The sequence below is a fragment of the Bradyrhizobium lablabi genome, assembly GCF_900141755.1.
Classification (GTDB): Bacteria; Pseudomonadota; Alphaproteobacteria; order Rhizobiales; family Xanthobacteraceae; genus Bradyrhizobium; species Bradyrhizobium lablabi_A.
The window spans coordinates 4410194-4429050 of record NZ_LT670844.1; the positions used below are offsets into that span (position 1 = coordinate 4410194).

An 18857-nucleotide genomic window follows, 5' to 3' on the forward strand; every position below is an offset into this window, starting at 1 on the left:
CGGCAATCACAGGGAGACGGACCATGGCAGTCAGAAGACCCACTCTCGATCAATTGCGCAGCGTCGCCGAAGACCTCGGCATGCATATGGGAGAAGCGGAGCTTAAATCCTATGACGGCCTGTTGCAGGCAAATTACGCCGCCTACGATGCCGTCGATGCGATGCCGGATTATGTTCCGCCGGTGAAATATCCGCGGACGCCGGGCTACCGCCCCGAGGGCGAGGAAAACAAACACAACGCCTGGTACGTCAAGACCACGGTCAAGGGCGCCGCCAGCGGCAAGCTCGCCGGCAAGACCGTCGCGCTGAAGGACAATGTCTGCCTCGCCGGCGTGCCCATGATGAACGGCGCCTCGACGCTGGAAGGCTATATCCCCGACACCGACGCCACCATCGTCACCCGCATCCTCGATGCCGGCGGCACCATCCTTGGCAAGGTGCATTGCGAATATTTCTGCTTCTCCGGCGGCAGCCACACCGGTGCAGCCGGTCCCGTCCATAATCCGCACAAGATGGGTTATTCGGCCGGCGGCTCGTCATCCGGCAGCGCGGTGGTGGTTTCAACCGGCGAAGCCGACATGGCGATTGGCGGCGACCAGGGCGGATCGATCCGGATTCCGGCTTCCTTCAGCGGCATCTACGGGATGAAGGGAACCTACGGTCTCGTGCCCTATACCGGTGTGATGCCGATCGAGCTCACCCTCGATCACACCGGACCGATGACCAAAACCGTGCGCGACAATGCGCTTCTCCTGGAAGTGCTGGCGGGCGCGGATGGCCTCGATCCTCGGCAGTATGCGCCAAAAGTTTCGAGCTACACCGAAGCGCTCGGCGGCAGTGTCAAGGGATTGCGCATCGGCGTCGTCAAGGAAGGCTTTGGCCATCCGAGCTCGGAGGCGGACGTCGACGCCAAGGTCAAGGCGGGCGCGAAACTCTTCAGAGATCTCGGCGCCACCGTCGAAGAAGTATCGGTGCCGATGCATCTCGTGGCCCCCGCAATCTGGCTGCCGATCGCGGCCGAAGGCGCCACCGAGTTCATGATGAAGGGCAACGGCATGGGGACCAATTGGCGCGGTCTCTATAACACGACGTTGTTGGATGCCCATTCCGGCTGGCATCACCGCGCCGACGAATTGTCCGACAGCCTCAAGGTCACCATGTTGCTCGGTCAATATTTCACCAAGCATTATCGCGGTCATTTCTATGCCAAGGCGCAGAACCTGAACCGCAAGCTGCGCGCGGCATACGATGCGGCGCTCAGCAATTACGATCTGCTGCTGATGCCGACCTTGCCGATGAAGGCAACGCCGTTGCCGCCGCCGGATGCGCCGCGCGAACTTTATATCCAGCGCGCCTTCGAAATGGTCCCCAACACCGCGCCGTTCAACGCCACGGGGCATCCGGCGATGTCCCTTCCCTGCGGCATGAGCGACGGCCTGCCGATCGGGCTGATGCTGATCGGCAAATATTGGGACGAGCCGACCATCTACCGCGCCGCCTCGGCATTCGAGAGCGCCGGCGACTGGACCAAAATGTAGCGCAAGCGACGCGGCCCGCCGCATACGGTGGCGGGCCGCTCCATCAGGCAGCAACGGAGGCGACGATGGATTTGGGATTAAAGGGCAAGAGCGTGCTGGTCACCGGCGGCAGCAAAGGCATTGGACTTGCGATCGCCGAACTGTTTGCCGACGAAGGCGCCAATGTCGCGATCTGCGCGCGTAATGCCGACGAGGTCGGCAACGTCATCAAGTCGCTCGCCGCGAAGGGCGTCAAATCATGGGGCAAGGCGGTCGATGTCGCCGACCCCGCGGCCTTGAAGCAATGGATCGAGGGCGCGGCCGGCGCGCTTGGCGGCATCGACTGCATCGTCTGCAATGTCTCAGCGCTCGCGGTCGGCGATACGCCGGAGACCTGGGAAAAATCCTTTCGCACCGACATGATGCATACCGTCAATTCGGTCGCGGCGGCGACACCCTATCTGGAGAAATCCAAATCCGCTTCGATCGTCATCGTCTCCAGCGTGTCGGGTTTCGAGGTTGATTTCGCCGCCGGCTCCTACGGCGCCTTCAAGGCAGCGCTCATTCACTACGCCAAGGGGCTCAGCAACCAGTTGATCGCCAAGGGCATCCGCGTCAACGCGGTGTCGCCCGGAAATACCTATTTTGAAGGCGGCATCTGGCAGAACATCGAGCGCGGCATGCCCGATCTCTACAAGACCGCGATGTCGCTGAACCCGACCGGGCGGATGGGCACGGCCCAGGAAGTCGCTGCCGGCGTCGTCTTCCTGGCGAGCCCTATCGCAAGCCGCATTTCGGGCACCAATCTGATCATCGACGGTGCCCTTACCAAGGCCGTGTAGCGATTTCGCCGGATCCCGGGACAGACGATAAAATCGTGAGCGACCTGAAATGGCCGCTCTCTCCTCGAACCAGACCAGAGATTGGACGGCAATGAGCAACAAGATTGGGCGGCGAGAATTTATGGGAACGGTCGCGCTTGTCGGTGCGGCGGCGGTGGCGCACCGAACGTCGTTGATCGATTCCGCTGAGGCTGCGGCGCTGTCGAGCGACGGCATCACCTCGGCCTCGGCCAGCGAACTCGCCGAAGCCATTCGATCGAAAGCGCTGAGCTCGAAAGCTGTCGTCGAAGCGCATCTGGAGCGGATCGCCAAGGTCAATCCAAAACTCAACGCGGTGGTTCAACTCACCGCGGAGGCGGCGCGCAAGGAGGCTGATGAAGCCGACGCCGCGCTCGCCCGCGGCGAAATCAAGGGCCCGCTGCACGGCGTTCCCATCACCATCAAGGACACGCTGGAAACCAGTGGGGTGATCTGCACCGGCGGCACCAAGGGCAGGGCCAATTACGTGCCCAAGGCCGATGCGTCAGCGGTGGCGCGGCTGCGCGCGGCGGGCGGCATCATCCTCGGCAAGACCAACGTGCCCGAACTCGCCGGCGCGGCCGAGACCGACAATCTGGTCTACGGGCGGACCAACAATCCCTACGATCTGACGCGCACGCCGGGCGGCAGCAGCGGCGGCGAGGCCGCGATCATTTCGGCCGGCGGTTCGCCGCTCGGCCTCGGCACCGATGCCGGCGGCAGCATCCGGATCCCCGCGCATTATTGCGGGCTTGCCGCGATCAAGCCGACCTCAGGCCGCGTGCCGCGGACCGGGCAATTTCCCCTTCCGCTCGGCGCGCGCAATCCGGTGTTTCACGTCAGCCTGATTGCCCGCAAGGTAAAGGACCTGGCTTTGGCGCTGCCGATCATCGCCGGCCCCGATTTTCGCGATCATTCGATCGTCGGAATGCCGCTCGGCGATCCCTCGAAAGTGGCTTTGCGCGATTTGAAGATTGCCTGGTTCGACGACGATGGCGTCGCCACCCCGACCAAGGAAATCATCGCCGCCGTCCGCGATTCCGCAAAAGCGTTCGCGGATGCCGGCATCAAGGTCGAGGAAAGCCGGCCGCCCGATGCGGCAAAACCCGGCACCGTCTATCTCGATATCAGTCGCGGCGACGGCGGCGCCGGCACACGCGCGTTCCTCAAAAGCGTCGGCACCAACGAGATCTCGCCGATGTTCGAGCGGGCGCTGGCGGTTGCCGTCGCACCCGCGATGCCCAACACCACGGAGGCCCTGAGTGCGTTCGCCAGATGGGATCTGTTTCGCAATTCGATGCTGCGCTTCATCGAGAATTACGACGCGTTGCTGTCGCCCGTGATGCCCTATCCGGCGCTCTTGCACGGGACTGGTTTCGACGACGACAAGCGGATCGGGTTCGGCTACGCGCAGATGCATAACCTGACCGGCTGGCCGACGGCGACGGTGCGGATCGGCACCTCGCCGGAAGGCCTGCCGATCGGTGTCCAGGTAGCCGCGCGGCCGTGGCGAGAGGACGTCGCGCTCGCGCTCGTTCAACATCTCGAACAAACCTTTGGTGGCTGGAAGATGCCTCTTTCGATTTGAACCCGCGCGCCGCGGCTGATCGGTGCAGCGCACGCAGCGTCGACGGTCTGGCAGGCGTCATCGCATTGATCGCGGGATGCCGAGCCCGGCGACGCGATGCGGGCTGGCTTTGGGCTGGCGATTTGAGTTTCCTGCAATCTGACGTAAGGTCGTCCCGATCTTTCCATCAGATGGTCTACGTCAGGCTCATGAGTTTTAGCGAAAATACCGATGCTCCGTGGCGCGTGGGGGTGTTGTTCTCCCAGACAGGGGTGACTGCCGCGGTCGAACAATCCCAGCTAAATGCGACGCTGCTCGCGATCGAGGAGATCAATTCCTCTGGCGGCGTGCTCGACCGCATGATCGAGCCCGTGATTTACGATCCGGCCTCCGACCCGAAGCAGTTTCGCAGCTTGGCGGAACGGCTGTTCCAGGTCGATCGCATCCGCTTGTTATTCGCCTGCTACATGTCCAGCACCCGCAAGGCGGTGCTGCCCGTGGTGGAAAGCCATCGCGGCCTGTTGTTTTATCCGACGCTCTACGAGGGCTTTGAGTATTCGCGGCACTGCATCTACACGGGAGCCGCGCCGAACCAGAACTCCCTGCAGCTCGCAAAATTCCTGCTGTCCACTTACGGTAATCGCTTCCTGCTGGTCGGATCGAACTACATCTACCCCTACGAATCCAACCGCCTGATGGCCGATTTCGTGGTGCAGGGCCGCGGCAAGGTATTGGACGAGATTTACGTTCCGCTGGAAGCGGCCACACGCGATTTCGAGAAGGTCATCCACCGGATCAAGAAGACTTCGCCGGATGTGATCTTCTCGACCGTGGTGGGACGGGGTACTTCGGTACTCTACGAGGCCTATCGCCATGCCGGCTTCGATCCGGCGAAGATGCCGATCGCAAGCCTGACCACCAGCGAAGCCGAAGTCGCCGAGATGCATCCCGAGGCCGCCGAAGGCCACATCACCGCGGCGCCGTTCTTCGAGACGTCGTCCTCGCCCTCGGCGCGGCGTTTCGTCGAAAGCTTCAAGAAAAAATATGGACCCGATGCGCCGGTCACGGCTGGCGCGGAAGCCGCTTATTTCCAGCTGCATCTCGCCATGCGGGCGCTGGCGCGTTGCGGCTCGGACGATCCGGAGCGGGTGCTGCAGGAGTTGCGCGATTCCGAGTTCGACGCACCGCAGGGCCGGGTCCGGATCGATCCGGAAAACAACCACACCTATCTCTGGCCGCGGATCGCGCGGCTGGACAGATTCGGTCGATTCCAGACGGTCTGGAATCCTGGTGTTCGGATCAAGCCGGACCCCTACTGTGTCGTACAGAGCCTTGACGACTGGTCGATGGACGATCTTCAAACGGTCAGCCACTGAGGTTCTGAGCGCGGGGAGCAGGCGGCGGTGGCGATCCAAATCCTTCGCGATCTTCGTGGCCTGCGCGTGCAGGTCGTGCATCCGCCCGACAATGAACGCGTCAGGCTGGTCGAGCATCTTCGCCGCATCGGCTGCATGGTCGAGACGCAATGGCCGGTGCCGGATTGCTGGACCGGCAGTTCGGACGTGATGCTGCTGGCCATCGAACATGACGTCCGCGGCGATATTCAACGCCTGCTGAAATCGAATGACGGGCCGCGGCCGACGCTGATCGCGGTCGTCGGCTATGAGGATCCCTCGACACTTCAATTGGTTTTGGAGGCCGGAGCGGTTGCCGTCATCGAGCGGCCGATCCGCCCCTTCGGCCTGCTCACCAATCTGACCATCGCCCGCAGCATCTGGCTGGAGAAACGCGAGACCGACAAGCGCATCCGCAAACTGGAGCGCAAACTTTCAGGTCTGCAGCGAATTCAGAAAGCCAAGGCGATCCTGATGGACGGCCAGGGCTTGAGCGAAGCCGAAGCGTACGAAAGCATTCGCCGCCAGGCGATGGCGAAGCGATTGTCGATGGACGACATGGCGGCCGCGATCATTCACGCAAATGAACTCTTGCAGTATCGCGCAAAAGATGTTTAGTTTTGTGCTGCGCTGCGATGGGGCGATGAAGCTCTGATCGCAGCCATCGCCGGACCACCAGTGACGTTGGTTTGGCTTGGCTAGGTAAGCCCGAAAGATTCGCAAGGATCTGTCGGGCTTTTTTGTTTTTGGCGACCGGGAATCGGCACGGCTCGGATCTGAGTCCGCTGGCCTCGGGGGAATCTGGAATTTTTTCGGTTCGAAACAACGCGCCTTCTGCGCGAACGGAGCCGGCTTGCCTCCAGCTGCGGGGTGGCCATAAGGGGAGTGTCACGATGTCGATTGATCGGCGTAAGTTTTTGAAAGGTAGCGTGCTTGCGACCACCGGCGCACTTGCATCGCCCTACATCATCATCTCTAGTCCGGTACGCGCCGCGGGAACGGTGAATGTAGGCGTCTTGTTTTCGCTCACGGGCGGTCTTTCGATCATCGAAAAATCGCTGCATGATGCGACGTTGATGGCGATCAGCGAGATCAATGCCGCCGGCGGCGTCAAAGGCATGCAGATCAGCGCCGTCGTCGAGGACGGCGCGTCGGATCCGAAAACCTACAACGAGAAAGCCTCAAAGCTCGTGATCCAGGACAAGGTGCCGACGGTGTTCGGATCCTACACCTCGGCGAGCCGCAAGGCCGTGCTTCCGGTATTCGAGAAGCGCAACAATCTGTATTTCTATCCGACCTACTACGAAGGCTTCGAGTGTTCGAAGAACGTGGTCTATACCGGCGCCGTTCCCAATCAGCAGCTCTCGAACTTCATCCCCTGGATCATCAAGACGCTCGGCAAGAAGAAATTCTTTATCGTCGGCTCGAACTACATCTACCCGCGCGAGATGGCGAAGGTCTCAAAAATCCTGATCGAGAAGAACGGCGGCGAGTGGATCGCCGACGAATATCTCGAGCTCGGCCATTCCGAATGGGGCTCGATGGTCAACAAGATCAAGGGTTCGGGCTGCGACGTCGTGCTCTCGAACGTGGTCGGCGATTCCGTCGTCGCCTTCTATCGCGAATACAAGAACCAGGGGTTGACCCACGATAAATTGCCGATCTGCGCAACGGTCACCTCCGAGATCGAGATCGCGGCGATGGGGCCGGAATATGCGGTCGGAAGTTTTACGTCGTTTCCCTACTTCCAGGCTATCGACACCGATCGCAACAAGGCGTTCGTCGAGCGCTACCGCGCCTTCGTCAAGGACCCCAAGGCGGTGACGCATCACGCGCTGGAATCATCCTACTTCCAGGTCTTCCTGTGGAAGCAGGCGGTCGAAAAAGCCGCGGAAATAACGCCGACCGCGATCAGGGATGCTGTGAAGGGCCAGGAATTCGACGCGCCCAACGGCCATGTGAAAATCGATCCCGACAATCTGCACACCTATTTGACGCCGCGGATCGCGCAGTGGCTCCCCGACGGCCAGGGCAAGATCATCGACGCCTACAAGGAGCCGACCATCCCGCTGCCTTACGTCGCCTATGGCGAGACCGAGAGCAATTTGTTCTGCACCGCCAAGGGGCTCGATACGTCGAAGCTGAAGATCTGAGGTTGGCATCAAGACCGTCTACCGTGCGCTTTTGCACGGTAGACGATTGTTGCGAGGTGGCGTTGAATGCTCGAAGTCCTGTTCATCGGCCTGAGCCTCGGCTCCATCCTTTTGCTGGTGGCGCTCGGTCTTGCCATCACCTATGGCGCGATGGGCGTCATCAACATGGCCCATGGCGAGATGGTGATGATCGGCGCCTATGTCACGGTGCTCACGGGCATCTGGCTGGGGTTGAATATCTTCGCCGCGATCCCGATCGCGTTCGCGGTGACGGCGCTGATCGGGCTCGCCATCGAGCGCCTCATCGTGCGCCGGCTGTACGGCCGCCTGCTCGACACGCTGCTCGCGACCTGGGGCATCGCGATCCTGATTCAACAGGCGGTGCGGCTTGAGTTCGGCCTGTCGTTCTTCGGCATCCATATCGCAGGCCTCGGCCCGGGCCTGCAAAACGTCAGCGTTCCCTTGTCGCTACAGGGGACGTTTATGCTCGGAAGCGCCGAGATCAACCGCTATCGCGCCTTCATCATCGTGGTGACCGCGGTGCTGACCGCCCTGTCCTGGCTGATCATGTATCGCACACCGTTCGGAACCCAGGTGCGGGCGATCATTCGCAATCCGAAGATGGCCGCGGCCTGCGGTATCGACGTCGCCCGCGTCAACGCGCTGACCTTCGCGCTCGGTTCTGGTTTGGCCGGCGTCGCCGGCGTGATGATGTCCGGCTTCAAGACGGTTTTTCCGGACATGGGCACGCCGATGGTGGTCGACGGGTTCATGGTTGTGGTGATGGGAGGCGTCGGCAGCCTGCTCGGGTCGGTGTTCTCCGCCGGCATCCTCGGCGAGATCAATGGTCTGGTCGCGGCCGGCACCAACGACATCCTGGCGCGGGCGGTGGTGTTCGGCGTCGTGATCATGATCATCATCCTCAAGCCCAAGGGCCTGTTTTCGCTTAGGGGGCGCTGAGCGATGTCCGAAAAACAGCGCGTCGAAATCGCGATCTACCTGGCGTTCTTCGCGCTCATCATGTGCGCGCCATTGCTGCTCGATCCGTTCTGGCTCAACCGCATCGCCAAATATCTGGTGTTCGGCATGCTCGGCGTCGCCGTGGCGCTGTCCTGGGGCTATGCCGGCATCCTCAATCTCGGCCAGGGACTGTTTTTCGGCGCCGGCGCCTACATGCTGGCGATGTCGTTAAAACTCGCCAGTCCCACCAGCCTGCAGCAGGGCTCCGACAAGCCGGTGCCGGATTTCATGCTGTGGAATGCCGAGCCCGGCGCGCCCACCGAACTGTGCTGCATCAACAAGGCTTCCTTCCTGTGGCTGCCGTTCCAGCATCAATGGTTCGGCGTCTTCATGGGATTGGTGCTGCCGGTCGCGATTGCCACGCTGATCGGCACCATCGTGTTCCGCAAGCGCATCGCCGGCGTGTTCGTTTCGATCATCACGCTGGCGCTGGTGCTATTGGTGCGACTTGTCGTGATCGACGCGCAGCCAGTCACCAACGGTTTTAATGGGCTCACTGATTTAGGCTGGTTCAAGATCGGCGAGTTCGAGTTCGATCCCTACATCGTCCCGACCTATTATTTCGTCGCCATTGCGCTGTGCCTGGTGCTCGCCGCCGCGCGATTATTGATCGAAACCAGGGCCGGCCTGATCCTGCAGGCGATCCGCGACGACCAGAATCGTGCGCGCTATCTCGGTTTCGACGTGCCACTGTACCAGACGTTCTTCTTCGCGGTATCGGCGGGGATCGCGGGCCTTGCCGGCATGTTCTACGTCGTGGTGTCGGAATTCGCTTCGCCCACCTTCATGGACCTCACCTTCTCGATCACGATGGTGGTGTGGGCCGCGGTCGGCGGGCGCTCGTCGATCCTGGGGGCCTGCATCGGCGCCATCGTCATCAACATGATTTCGGCGACCGTCAGCGAGACCGAAGGTTTTGCCGAGGCGTGGAAGGTCATCATCGGGTTGATTTTTGTTCTGGTTGTCCTGTATCTGCCGCGCGGCTTTGCCGGCCTCGCGCACGATCTGGTCGATCGCCTCCTCACCCGCCGCAAGGCGCCGTCGCAACGTATCGTCGGCGCCGCCGACGCCTCGCAACTGGCGGAGTGAGCGTCATGGCTCAGGTCGCGCTCACGATCGATGGACTTGGTGTCGACTTCGGCGGCTTCAAGGCGGTCAACAATGTGTCGTTGACGATCGAGGAGGGCGAGCTTCGCGTGCTGCTCGGCGCTAATGGCGCCGGCAAGACCACCTTGATGGACCTCGTGTCCGGCAAGACAAAAAGCACGGAAGGCCGTGTGTTCCTGCGGGACACTGAAATCACCAATTGGGAAGAGCACAAGATCGCGCGCGCTGGCGTGGGGCGAAAATTTCAGATTCCAAGCGTCTTCAAGGATCTGACGGTGCGCCGCAATCTTGAAGTCGCCAGTTGCCGCAATCCCGCGGTGCTCGCCAATCTGCGCTTTGGTTTTGCCAAGGAGGCGCGCGATGTCGACCGCGTGCTCGAGCTGATCGGCCTGACTGAGGAAGCCAACCGGCTCGCGGCCTATCTCAGCCACGGCCAGACCCAATGGCTCGAGCTGGGCCTCCTGATCACGCAAAATCCAAAGGTGATTTTGCTCGACGAGCCGACGGCCGGCATGACGCAGGCGGAGACCCATAAGACCTCGGAGATCGTCAACAGCCTCAAGGGCAAGCACACGCTGATCGTGGTCGAGCACGACATGGCGTTCGTGCGCGAGATCGCCGAGCGCATCACCGTGCTGCATCTCGGCGCGGTGCTTGCGGAGGGCAATGTTGAGGAGATCGAGACCAATCCAAAAGTGCGTGAAGCCTATCTCGGTTCGAAGGGGATCGGCTGATGCTGAAACTGACCAACGTCAACAGCTTCTATGACCGCAGCCACATCCTGCATGCGGTGTGTCTCGACATCCCGATCGGCAAGGTGACGGCGGTGCTCGGCCGCAACGGCACCGGCAAGACCACGCTGTTGAAGACGCTGATGGGTCTCACTGACCGCATGGAAGGCCAGATCAATCTCGAGGGAACCGAAATCGGCAAGGAGCCGACGTTCCGCCGCGCCCGCGCCGGCATCGCCTATGTGCCGCAGGGCCGCGAGATCATTCCCGACTTCTCGATCCGCGAGAATATTTTGATGGGCGCGTTCGCGCGGCCCGACGGAAAGCGGGAGATTCCCGAACTGGTGCCGGAGCTGTTCCCCTATCTGATGGACAATCTCGAACGCGCCGGCGGCGTTCTCTCCGGCGGACAGCAGCAGCAGCTCGCGATAGCGCGCGCGCTTGCAGCCCAACCCAAGATCATCCTGCTCGACGAGCCGAACGAAGGCATCCAACCCTCGATCGTCGAAGAAATCGAAGCCGTCATCATTCGTCTCAACCGCGAAGTCGGCCTGACCGTCGTGCTGGTGGAGCAGAATGTCGCCTTTGCGCGCCAGGCGGCGCACTATTTTGCCATGATGGAGAAAGGGCGGATTGTGGTGTCCGGCGCGATCGATGAGTTAAGCGACGACATGGTCCATCGGCACATGGCGGTGTGACGCGGGATCATCTTGAGGGGTTCAGCACGACTGACGAGAAAATAGTTCAAAACTGTCTACCAACCGCAAGGAGAGCAACATGCTGCACGGCGATATTTCTTCGAGCAACGACACGGTCGGCGTCGCCGTCGTGAACTACAAAATGCCCCGGCTTCACACCAAGGCGGAAGTGCTGGCCAATGCGAAAAAGATCGCCGACATGATCGTCGGCATGAAGACCGGCCTGCCCGGCATGGATCTGGTGATTTTTCCGGAATATTCGACCCACGGCATCATGTACGATTCCAAGGAGATGTACGAGACGGCCTCGGTGGTGCCCGGTGAGGAGACCGAGATCTTTGCGGAAGCCTGCCGCAAGGCAAAAGTCTGGGGCGTGTTTTCGCTGACCGGCGAGCGCCATGAGGAGCATCCGAAAAAGGCGCCCTACAACACGCTGATCCTGATGAACGACAAGGGCGAGGTGGTCCAGAAATATCGCAAGATCATGCCCTGGGTGCCGATCGAAGGCTGGTATCCGGGCAACTGCACCTACGTTTCCGAAGGACCCAAGGGCCTGAAGGTTTCGCTGATCATTTGCGATGACGGCAATTATCCCGAGATCTGGCGCGACTGCGCGATGAAGGGTGCCGAGCTGATCGTGCGCTGTCAGGGCTACATGTATCCGGCCAAGGACCAGCAGGTGGTGATGGCGAAGGCGATGGCGTGGGCCAACAATTGCTACGTGGCGGTCTCCAACGCCGCCGGCTTCGACGGCGTCTATTCCTACTTCGGCCATTCGGCGATCATCGGCTTCGACGGCCGCACGCTCGGCGAATGCGGCGAAGAGGAATACGGCATCCAGTACGCGCAATTGTCCAAGATGCTGATCCGCGACGCCCGCAAGAACGGCCAATCCGAAAATCATCTCTTCAAGCTGGTGCATCGTGGTTACACCGGAATGATCAATTCCGGCGAAGGCGACCGCGGTGTCGCGGCGTGCCCTTACGAATTCTACAACAAATGGATCGCCGATCCGGAAGGGACGCGGGAGATGGTGGAGTCCTTCACCCGCACCACCGTCGGAACGGAGGAAGCGCCGATCGAGGGCATTCCGCACAAGGTGGCCGCGCATCGCTGAGCGATGCGAAGACGTCCGCGCCGGCGGCTCTCGCGCCGGCGCGCGATGCCTGATGTCCATGAACAAGAAGCAAGGCAATTGCCATGAGTCTCGACTACGAGATCTACAATCTGGGCGACGTCAAACTGCAGCGCGGCGCGATGTTGCGCGACTGCAAGCTGGCGTACAAAACATTCGGCACGCTCAGCCCGAGCAAGGACAACGTCATCGTCTATCCCACCTGGTATTCGGGCCAGCACTACGACAATGAATGGCTGATCGGCGAGGGCCGCGCGCTCGATCCGAATAAATACTTCATCATCATCCCAAACATGTTCGGCAACGGGCTGTCATCGTCGCCGAGCAACACGCCGGAGCCTTATAACGGCCCGCGCTTTCCGCAGGTGACGGCCTACGACAATGTGCGTGCGCAGCACCGTCTCGTCACCGAGAAATTCGGCATCGAGCACATCCGGCTGGTGACCGGCTGGTCAATGGGCGCGCTGCAGACGTTCCATTGGGGCGCGCTCTATCCCGGCATGATGGACCTGATCGCGCCGTTCTGCGGCTCGGCCAAATGCTCGCGTCACAATTTTGTCTTTCTGGAGGGCGTCAAGGCGGCGCTTACCGCGGACGCTGCATGGAACGAGGGTTGGTACACCGAGAAGCCGCAACGGGGTTTGCGCGCCGCGGCGCGCGTCTATGCCGGCTGGGGCTTTTCGCAAGCCTTCTATCGTCAGAAGCTTGATCTCGAGACGTTGGGCTACTCCTCGCTGGAAGATTTTCTGGTGGCATTCTGGGAAGGATTTTTTCTGCCGAAGGACCCGAACAATCTCCTGACCATGCTGTGGACCTGGCAGAATGGCGACATCAGCGACAACGAGCTCTACAACGGCGACTTCAAGAAGGCGCTCGGCGCGATCAAGGCCAAGGCCTATGTCATGCCTGGCCAGACCGATCTTTATTTTCCGCCTGAAGATAGCGAGTTCGAGGTGGCGAATATGCCGAACGGCAAATTTGTCCCCGTTCCGTCTGTTTGGGGTCATTTCGCGGGAGGACCCGGAACAAACCCGAAGGATGTCGAATTCATCGATGCGAAGCTGAAAGAGCTACTTGCATCGTAGGCGCAGGCGTCGGAATCAAAGTTCCGGCGCCTTATCGTTTTCCGGGAAGGATATCTGGGCATGCTGAACATCAGCCATGTTCTAGGCAGCCGCCTTGAACCAGCATTCTCTGAGCGGATCCATCGTCTGGAGCACCATAACGCCGTCGACATCGTCGAGCTTTCCGCTGCCGACCTGGAGCGGCAACAGCTTTCAACGATCACCCGCGGTGGCGAGGAGCTCAAGATCGCGTTGCCGCGGCATCAAAAATTGTTCGATGGCGCGGTGCTGCTGCTGGACGACGTCCACGCCATCGTCGTTCGCGCCGCCAACCGGCGGTGGCTCCGACTCGAGCCGCGCTCGCTCAACGACGCGATCGAACTCGGCTATCAGGTCGGCAATTTGCACTGGCGGGTCCGCTTCGAGGGCGAGGCGCTCCTGGTGGCGATCGAAGGCCGACCGGAGAATTATGCGGTTCGGCTGGGCGAATTGATCTGGTCGCGCCGGGTCGGCATGAGCGTTCTGGAAGAGGACACGGGCGCCGACGCGCTTTGATCCGTGGGATGGGTTGAATCGAAGAGCGAGGTGCTTGCCTCTCCCCGCTTGCGGGGAGAGGTCGGATCGCACTTGCGATCCGGGTGAGGGGGACTATCCGCGAGTCCGAATCGTGGAGAGAGCCCCTCACCCCAACCCTCTCCCCGCAAGAGCGGGGCGAGGGAGAAGTATCCGTCACCGCCGCGCCAGGCGGAAATAGAGTTCGGACAGCCGCGCCGGCAAATCCTCCACCCGCGGCACCAGCATGGTGTTGCCGCGCCCGAAGATGCGTGACGCCGAATTCATCGCGCCCGAGCCCAGCACCACGCCGAAGCCGTCGATGCCGCGCGCGCGCAGTCCAACCGCGGCGCGGCGGGCGTCTTCGACGAGATCGAGCGGGTCGGCGACGTCGATATCGGACGGCTCGCCATCGGTCAGCACGATCACCAGCTTCCGGAAACTGCGGGCGTGGCTGATCACTTCGCCGGCATGGCGCAATGCTGCGCCGAGCCGCGTCGACAAGCCCGAGGACAACGCGGCCAGCCGCCCGACGCAGGCGCGATCATAAGGCTCGCCAAAACCCTTCACCGTTGTCATCTCGACGTCGTCACGGCCGTTCGAGGCAAAGGCGAGCATGCTGAAGGGATCACCCAGCGCGCTCATCGCTTCGGCGAGAACCGCAACCGCGAGCCGCTCGACCTCGAGGACGGAAGCGCCGGAGGCGAGGCGATCACGCGTCGATTCGGAGATGTCGAGCAAAAGCAAAACCGCGAGATCGCGGTGCCTGGAGGTGGTGGCGCGAAAGACGCGCGGGTCCGGCTCCTCGCGCAAGCGCAGCGCGATGCCGGTGTCGATCACCGCATCGAGATCGAGATCGTGGCCCTCGAGCTGCCGTTTTAACCGGATGGTCCGCCCGACGCGCACACCCCGCACCAATCGCCGGATCCGGTTGCGCAACACGTCCGCGCGTTCGAGTGCCTCTTCCACCAGCCGCGGATCACCAGGCTTTGCAAGAACCTCGCGCACCGTCGTCCATTCCGGGCGTTCGACGTCGTGCGCGCGATCCCATTCCGGATATTTTGCGATCACGATGCCGCGCTGGTCCCGCGCGACCGGCCGCGCGCGGCCTACTTTACCAGCGTCCTCCTGCAGATCAGGACGTATCGAAGTTTGATCCGGATCCTCCCGCGGCTCGACGCGCGCGGCGTCGACGGCAAGATCGAGCGTCTCGCCGGAAGAGGGCGCCTCGTCGCCAAAATCCCACAAGCCAAGACCGTCGTCGCGATAGACCGGTTCGACGACATAGGTCTTTGCGTTGAACTGCACGCGCATCTGGCCGAGATCGTTGCCCAGCAACATCCCGATCTCGCGGCTGATGGCGGCGTCTTCGAGACGCGGCAGCCGAGCCTCGAACATCATTCGCCCCTTGGCGACAAAGCTGTCGTCGTCATCATAAGAGGGATCAAACAGCGCGCGGGCGAGTCGCGCGAGCAGCGTGGGCGCCGTGGCGACGCCGGCCGCCACGGCGACATGGTAGGGCGACCACAATTTGCGCAATCCGGGCAACTGGCGCATCGCCAGCAACTCGATGCGGGCGTCCTCGATCAAAGTGACCAGCGCGACCTGAAGCGGCTTTAGCGTTCCCACCGGAAAACGCGCGCCGCCGAACACCAGGTGCGCCTGCGCGTGCGCCGCGGCTGCCTTATATAAAGAATACGCCGCCTCGCCCTGCACGCCGCGATAGATCTCGGGCATGCGGATCAAGGGCCCTGCGATTCCCGCCCGGCGTTGCGGTGCCTGACCGGTGTCGGCGGGAAAACTGCGCAGCAGCGGCGGCCGTCCCCATAAGGACGTCACGAACGCCTTGGTCTGGCGCTCGGTCTCGGCGAAACCGACGCCGGCCGAGGCGCGCTCGATCAGCCGCCGCGCCAGCTCATCCTGCAGGGTGAAGAATTTTAGCCGCTTGCGCTTGTCGCTGCCTGCCAGTTTCAACCCGGCGGCGACAAAACTCTCGAAGGCATAGATGTTGGCAGCGGCAAGGATTTCGCCCATGCGCGATGCCACCGGCTCGACCGATTCCGGCGCGCGCTGCGCAAGCTCGTCCATGGTGCGCCACCAGCGCGCGAGATTTGGGCCGGCGCGCAGAATACGCCGCGCGACGGCCGCTGATACGATGGTCGCGGCGGTTGCCTGCGCGCCGGCGTGGCGGCAGATATTCGTAGCCGTATGCGCACCCGCGATCAGTGACGCGATGCCCTCTTCAGTCGGATGATTTCGGCTGATCTCCCAGAACGCGACCAGGCACGACGGGCCGGCATTGACATCGGCGAGCGCGAGCACGCCCGCCGCCCAGCCCTCGAGTTCGTCGGCCTCAAAGCGGCCGGCGAGATTGTCCCAGGCCAGGCGAAACAGCGGCCGCAGCGCGTCGCGTTGGCGCATCAACAGATGCACGCGCCGGACGGCGCCGTCCGAGGGCGAAGGAATGACCCGCAGCGATACCGGTCGCAGCGCCGCACTCACGGGATGCAGGCCTCGATCGCCGCACTGAGTGCTTCGCGGATATCGTGATTGTCGGTGATCGGCAGCACGATACTCGAGCGCACCGCGGCTTCAAGCGGCAGTCCGGCACGCACCAATCTTCCGGCATGGATCAGCATGCGGGTCGAGGCGCCTTCGTCGAGGCCGTGGCCTTGCAGGTTGCGCGACCGCTCGGCGATCGCAACCAGGGTGCCGGCGAGATCGACATCGGTTCCGGCCTCGCGTGCCACGATCGCGGCCTCGACCGCCGGCGGCGGATAGCCGAAATCGATCGCAAGGAAACGCTGTTTCGTCGATTCCTTCAAATCCTTCACGGCGCTCTGATAGCCGGGGTTGTAGGAAATCGTCAGCTGGAAATCGGCATGCGCCGGCACGATCTCGTTGTGCTTTTCGAGCGGCAGGATTCGCCGCGTATCGGTTAGCGGATGGATCACGACAGTCGTGTCCTGCCGCGCTTCGACGATTTCGTCGAGATAGCAGATCGCGCCATGTCTGACCGCGATCGTCAGCGGGCCGTCGTGCCAGACAGTGCCGTCCGGCTCGAGCAGATAGCGGCCGGCGAGGTCTGAGGCGGTCATGTCTTCGTGGGCCGCCACCGTCACCAGCGGCTTCTTCAGACGCCACGCCATGTGCTCGATGAAGCGGGTTTTGCCGCATCCGGTCGGCCCTTTCAGCATCACCGGCAGGCGCTCGGCGAAGGCCGCCTCAAACACCGCGATTTCGTCGCCGACCGGCTGATAAAACGGCTCGGCGAGGATTTTGTAGGCATCGAGGTTCATGCGCGTCTCCACGGATTGTGCGTGGGGGAAAGCCGCCCGCCAATGTGAAGACCTCTCCTCCCCCACCGCGAGTGGGTTGGGCAAGCATCGCCTTATGGGCGCGCCACGGCCCTGGAGCGCGCAATCAGGCGTTTCTCAAAACGCCTCGATATCATTAGACCGCTAATCGCGATCTTGCACAAGTGATCCGGCGGCTCAGAATTTATGCGGCGTGACGGGCGACCACGCCGCCATCCCTCCTATCGCCGATGCAATGTGTGCTTTCGCCACTTCTCGATGAACTTTAGAAACACCAGCAGCGGCATCGGCGTTTGGCGGCGGCTCGGGTGATAGAGGAAAATGCCCGGCAGCGTGCAGCTCCAGCCTTCCAGCAGCGTCACCAGCCGGCCCTCCGCGAGGTGTTGCTCGATCATCGGCTCCGCGAGATAGGCGACGCCGACACCATCGAGCGCGGCGCTTAGCAACAGCTCGAGATCATTGACGGTCAATGAGCCTTCGACGGCGAGCTCGGTATGCTGGCGGCCGTTGTTGAAAATCCAGGGCTGGATCGAGCCGTCCCAGGGCGTGCGGAACCGGATGCAGTTATGGACGTGCAGATCCCTGGGAAGGGATGGTTTGGGGTGGCGCGCGATATAGCTGGGTGCGGCGACGGCAAACATCCTGAAATCATCCAGCAGGCGCAGAATCGTCATGTCGCGCTCAACCCGGTGACCGACACGAATGCCGGCATCGAATCGGCCCGAGACAATGTCGCTGTGGGTGTCATCGACACTTATCTCGAGGCGAATGGCGGGGTATTCGCTGAGGAACGGCTGGATCATCGGCGCCAGAACTCTGATGGCGGATGGCCGCGAGGCCGCCAACCTTAGCGTTCCGACCGGCTTGTCGCGGAACAGATTGACGCTTTCGAGCGCGTGATCGATGCCTTCGACGATCGGCTGGATTTCTGCGAGCAGCCGGTCGCCGGCCTCCGTCAGCGCCACGCTGCGCGTGGTGCGATTGAACAGCCGGACCCCGAGCCGTTCCTCGAGCGAGCGGATGGCCTGGCTCATCGTCGGCAGCGCGATCCCGACCTTGAGCGCTGCCTTGGTGAAACTGAGCTGCTCGGCAACCGCGACAAAAGCGGTCAGTTCGGTGAGCTGGATCTGGGCCATTCTTTGCCTATCACAAATAACCTATTTCATTTCTTCGTCCTTATCAAAATGCGGGCCGATGCTCAACTGCGCTGAGGGGCATCGATGCCAGGTGCGTCCAACAATTGTTCAATGAATAAAGGAAGAGAGAAAATGCAATCGATCTCAAAGATGATGACCTTGTCGGTGGCAGCACTGTCGACGCTTGCCTTTGTCGCGATGGCAACGCCGGCGGCGCAGGCGGCCGAATTTTGCAGCACCAACAGCTCGGGCATGCGGGGCTGCGGTTTTTCGAGCCTGGAGCAATGCAAGGCCTCGATGGCCGGCATCAATGGCACCTGCGACCGCGATCCCTTCTACAAGGATACCAACAGCGCGCTCGCCTATCAGCCGAAGCAGACCCGCGCGCGCACGACGCTGCATCCGGCAAAGCAGTCCGTCGCGCAGTAATCGGGCGCGCCGATATCAGCATCGCACAAAAACCGGCACGAGCGGTCATCCGCTCGTGCCGTGCTGTTTTGTAAGTTGCTTCCGTAGCTTGCGGGTCGTCCTGCGCGGGTTTCCGCCAATTGAAGAATATTTGAACCTTCCACCACCTATGGAAGCGCGCCGCCACGATCGCGGCTT

17 protein-coding genes are annotated in these 18857 nt (G+C 62.0%); 14 read left to right on the forward strand and 3 right to left on the reverse strand.

What is annotated here, in order from left to right; all coding sequences use genetic code 11:
* Positions 1 to 23: 23 nt before the first annotated feature.
* The 13 genes from B5526_RS20530 (at position 24) to ureE (ending at position 13801) form a co-directional block, all read left to right on the forward strand.
* A complete protein-coding gene (locus B5526_RS20530; protein WP_079541033.1) occupies positions 24 to 1538 on the forward strand; it encodes an amidase in 1515 nt (504 codons plus the stop codon).
* A 65-nt stretch (positions 1539 to 1603) separates the two neighbouring features.
* Entirely contained in the window at positions 1604 to 2359 is a 756-nt protein-coding gene (locus B5526_RS20535) for an SDR family NAD(P)-dependent oxidoreductase (protein ID WP_079541035.1), read from the forward strand.
* Between the two features lie 91 nt (positions 2360 to 2450).
* Positions 2451 to 3965: an amidase gene (locus B5526_RS20540; RefSeq protein WP_172842073.1), complete on the forward strand. Its 1515-nt coding sequence runs from the start codon at positions 2451 to 2453 to the stop codon at positions 3963 to 3965.
* Between the two features lie 170 nt (positions 3966 to 4135).
* A complete protein-coding gene (locus B5526_RS20545; RefSeq protein WP_244562011.1) occupies positions 4136 to 5320 on the forward strand; it encodes a transporter substrate-binding domain-containing protein in 1185 nt (394 codons plus the stop codon).
* Positions 5321 to 5347: 27 nt separating this feature from the next.
* Positions 5348 to 5956, forward strand: a complete 609-nt coding sequence (locus B5526_RS20550) for an ANTAR domain-containing response regulator (RefSeq protein ID WP_079541040.1) — start codon at positions 5348 to 5350, stop codon at positions 5954 to 5956.
* 275 nt (positions 5957 to 6231) lie between these two features.
* Complete coding sequence (locus B5526_RS20555; RefSeq protein WP_079541042.1) at positions 6232 to 7491, forward strand: ABC transporter substrate-binding protein; 1260 nt, start codon at positions 6232 to 6234, stop codon at positions 7489 to 7491.
* 66 nt (positions 7492 to 7557) lie between these two features.
* Positions 7558 to 8451 (forward strand): urea ABC transporter permease subunit UrtB, encoded by an 894-nt coding sequence (gene urtB / locus B5526_RS20560; protein WP_079541044.1) that lies wholly within the window; start codon positions 7558 to 7560, stop codon positions 8449 to 8451.
* A gap of 3 nt (positions 8452 to 8454) precedes the next feature.
* Positions 8455 to 9600, forward strand: a complete 1146-nt coding sequence (gene urtC / locus B5526_RS20565) for an urea ABC transporter permease subunit UrtC (protein ID WP_079541047.1) — start codon at positions 8455 to 8457, stop codon at positions 9598 to 9600.
* A gap of 5 nt (positions 9601 to 9605) precedes the next feature.
* Positions 9606 to 10352 carry an urea ABC transporter ATP-binding protein UrtD gene (urtD, locus tag B5526_RS20570; RefSeq protein WP_079541049.1) on the forward strand — a complete coding sequence of 249 codons (747 nt, stop codon included), beginning with the start codon at positions 9606 to 9608 and terminating at the stop codon, positions 10350 to 10352.
* Positions 10352 to 11047 carry an urea ABC transporter ATP-binding subunit UrtE gene (urtE, locus tag B5526_RS20575; RefSeq protein WP_079541051.1) on the forward strand — a complete coding sequence of 232 codons (696 nt, stop codon included), beginning with the start codon at positions 10352 to 10354 and terminating at the stop codon, positions 11045 to 11047. The genes urtD and urtE overlap by 1 nt, the downstream gene beginning before the upstream one ends.
* Before the next feature lie 79 nt (positions 11048 to 11126).
* Positions 11127 to 12164 (forward strand): aliphatic amidase, encoded by a 1038-nt coding sequence (locus B5526_RS20580; RefSeq protein WP_079541053.1) that lies wholly within the window; start codon positions 11127 to 11129, stop codon positions 12162 to 12164.
* Positions 12165 to 12247: 83 nt separating this feature from the next.
* Complete coding sequence (locus B5526_RS20585; protein ID WP_079541055.1) at positions 12248 to 13267, forward strand: alpha/beta fold hydrolase; 1020 nt, start codon at positions 12248 to 12250, stop codon at positions 13265 to 13267.
* Between the two features lie 60 nt (positions 13268 to 13327).
* Positions 13328 to 13801 (forward strand): urease accessory protein UreE, encoded by a 474-nt coding sequence (gene ureE / locus B5526_RS20590; RefSeq protein WP_079541058.1) that lies wholly within the window; start codon positions 13328 to 13330, stop codon positions 13799 to 13801.
* A 174-nt stretch (positions 13802 to 13975) separates the two neighbouring features.
* Here the strand turns inward: ureE and B5526_RS20595 are convergent, their stop codons facing one another.
* The 3 genes from B5526_RS20595 to B5526_RS20605 all read right to left on the reverse strand — a co-directional run bounded on the left by B5526_RS20595 (position 13976) and on the right by B5526_RS20605 (position 18251).
* Positions 13976 to 16300 carry a nitric oxide reductase activation protein NorD gene (locus tag B5526_RS20595; RefSeq protein WP_349642742.1) on the reverse strand — a complete coding sequence of 775 codons (2325 nt, stop codon included), beginning with the start codon at positions 16298 to 16300 and terminating at the stop codon, positions 13976 to 13978.
* Positions 16297 to 17097, reverse strand: a complete 801-nt coding sequence (locus tag B5526_RS20600) for a CbbQ/NirQ/NorQ/GpvN family protein (protein ID WP_079541060.1) — start codon at positions 17095 to 17097, stop codon at positions 16297 to 16299. The genes B5526_RS20595 and B5526_RS20600 overlap by 4 nt, the downstream gene beginning before the upstream one ends.
* A gap of 239 nt (positions 17098 to 17336) precedes the next feature.
* Positions 17337 to 18251 carry a LysR family transcriptional regulator gene (locus B5526_RS20605; protein ID WP_079541062.1) on the reverse strand — a complete coding sequence of 305 codons (915 nt, stop codon included), beginning with the start codon at positions 18249 to 18251 and terminating at the stop codon, positions 17337 to 17339.
* Positions 18252 to 18383: 132 nt separating this feature from the next.
* Between B5526_RS20605 and B5526_RS20610 the strand changes: the two genes are divergently transcribed.
* Positions 18384 to 18680, forward strand: a complete 297-nt coding sequence (locus tag B5526_RS20610; RefSeq protein ID WP_172842074.1) for a DUF3551 domain-containing protein — start codon at positions 18384 to 18386, stop codon at positions 18678 to 18680.
* The last annotated feature ends 177 nt before the right edge of the window (positions 18681 to 18857 follow it).

Coding starts and splice junctions, on each gene's coding strand:
- B5526_RS20530 (WP_079541033.1), top strand. CDS start 24: ATGGCAGTCAGAAGACCCACTCTCGATCAATTGCGCAGCGTCGCCGAA.
- B5526_RS20535 (WP_079541035.1), top strand. CDS start 1,604: ATGGATTTGGGATTAAAGGGCAAGAGCGTGCTGGTCACCGGCGGCAGC.
- B5526_RS20540 (WP_172842073.1), top strand. CDS start 2,451: ATGAGCAACAAGATTGGGCGGCGAGAATTTATGGGAACGGTCGCGCTT.
- B5526_RS20545 (WP_244562011.1), top strand. CDS start 4,136: ATGGTCTACGTCAGGCTCATGAGTTTTAGCGAAAATACCGATGCTCCG.
- B5526_RS20555 (WP_079541042.1), top strand. CDS start 6,232: ATGTCGATTGATCGGCGTAAGTTTTTGAAAGGTAGCGTGCTTGCGACC.
- urtB (WP_079541044.1), top strand. CDS start 7,558: ATGCTCGAAGTCCTGTTCATCGGCCTGAGCCTCGGCTCCATCCTTTTG.
- urtC (WP_079541047.1), top strand. CDS start 8,455: ATGTCCGAAAAACAGCGCGTCGAAATCGCGATCTACCTGGCGTTCTTC.
- urtD (WP_079541049.1), top strand. CDS start 9,606: ATGGCTCAGGTCGCGCTCACGATCGATGGACTTGGTGTCGACTTCGGC.
- urtE (WP_079541051.1), top strand. CDS start 10,352: ATGCTGAAACTGACCAACGTCAACAGCTTCTATGACCGCAGCCACATC.
- B5526_RS20580 (WP_079541053.1), top strand. CDS start 11,127: ATGCTGCACGGCGATATTTCTTCGAGCAACGACACGGTCGGCGTCGCC.
- B5526_RS20585 (WP_079541055.1), top strand. CDS start 12,248: ATGAGTCTCGACTACGAGATCTACAATCTGGGCGACGTCAAACTGCAG.
- ureE (WP_079541058.1), top strand. CDS start 13,328: ATGCTGAACATCAGCCATGTTCTAGGCAGCCGCCTTGAACCAGCATTC.
- B5526_RS20600 (WP_079541060.1), bottom strand. CDS start 17,097: ATGAACCTCGATGCCTACAAAATCCTCGCCGAGCCGTTTTATCAGCCG.
- B5526_RS20605 (WP_079541062.1), bottom strand. CDS start 18,251: ATGGCCCAGATCCAGCTCACCGAACTGACCGCTTTTGTCGCGGTTGCC.
- B5526_RS20610 (WP_172842074.1), top strand. CDS start 18,384: ATGCAATCGATCTCAAAGATGATGACCTTGTCGGTGGCAGCACTGTCG.